Source organism: Bradyrhizobium sp. MI1.3, assembly GCF_055811695.1.
The window spans coordinates 1-1,131 of record NZ_JBVVPQ010000047.1; the positions used below are offsets into that span (position 1 = coordinate 1).

Genomic DNA, 1,131 nt, shown 5'->3' on the forward strand with positions numbered 1-1,131 from the left:
AGTGAGGGTGATCGATTTGAACGACGCAATCAAACGCACGCAGGATGTCGTCCTGGCGAAAGCCAGGACCCATTACCCCGGTCGAATGTTGTTGAAATGCGCGTTGGCCACAACATCGCACAGCAACGAGGGTTTGTGGTAATGGGTCCTGGCTTTCGCCAGGACGACATTGGAGAGGCACCCCGCTTTGTTCGCAACGACAGCGCGCGACCAACAACAAGGAAAACCAAACAATGGATCTCGGTCTCAAAGGCAAGAACGCCGTCGTACTCGGCGGCACGCGCGGCATCGGGCGGGCGATTGCGGCGACGCTGGCCGGCGAAGGCAGCAATGTCGCGGTGTGCGCGCGCAACGCCGATCAGGTTGCCGCCACCGTGACGGAGTTGAAGGCCAGCGGGATCCGCGCGACCGGCGGCCCGGTCGATGTCACCGACGGCGCGGCGCTGAAATCCTGGATCGAGAGCGCGGCAAAAGAGCTTGGCGGCATCGACATGCTGTTCTCCAACGCGGGCGCGATGGCGCAAGGCCATGATGCCGCGTCGTGGGAACAGAATTTTCGGCTCGACCTGCTCGGCGCCGTGCATGCGTTCGACGCCGCGCGGCCGTTCCTCGAGGCCAGCGGTGCGAGCAGCGGTGACGCCGCCTTCGTGATCATCTCATCGATCTCCGCGGCGCAAGCGGACACGGCGAGCTCCTACGGCCCGATCAAGGCGGCATTGATCCACATGGCCAAGGGACTGGCGCGGCAATATGCGAAGAAGAAGATCCGCGTCAACGTGGTCTCGCCTGGCACGGTCTATTTCAAGGGCGGCGTCTGGAATACCATCGAGCAGAACATGCCCGAGCGTTACAATGATGCGATGAAGCGTAACCCCACCGGCCGCATGGCCACGCCACAGGAGATCGCGAGCGCGGCGGTATTTCTGGCGAGCCCGGTGTCGGGGTTCACCACGGGCTCCAATCTGGTGGTGGACGGCGCGATCTCGAACCGGGTGAATTTTTGAGGCCACGCTGTCATGGCCCGGGGGGGGCCGGGGGGGGGGTTTTGGGGGGGGGGGGGGGTTGTATAGTGTAGCCGCGGGGGTCTGGTTTACCCCCCACCCCCGGGTTTTGAACCAGTCAGTTATAAAA

General features: G+C 63.3%; 1 protein-coding gene. It reads left to right on the forward strand.

Annotation, left to right across the window (positions count from 1 at the left end; translation table 11 throughout):
* Positions 1-233: 233 nt before the first annotated feature.
* Positions 234-1,004: an SDR family NAD(P)-dependent oxidoreductase gene (locus AC0L3A_RS27805; RefSeq protein WP_007593601.1), complete on the forward strand. Its 771-nt coding sequence runs from the start codon at positions 234-236 to the stop codon at positions 1,002-1,004.
* Positions 1,005-1,131: the final 127 nt, after the last annotated feature.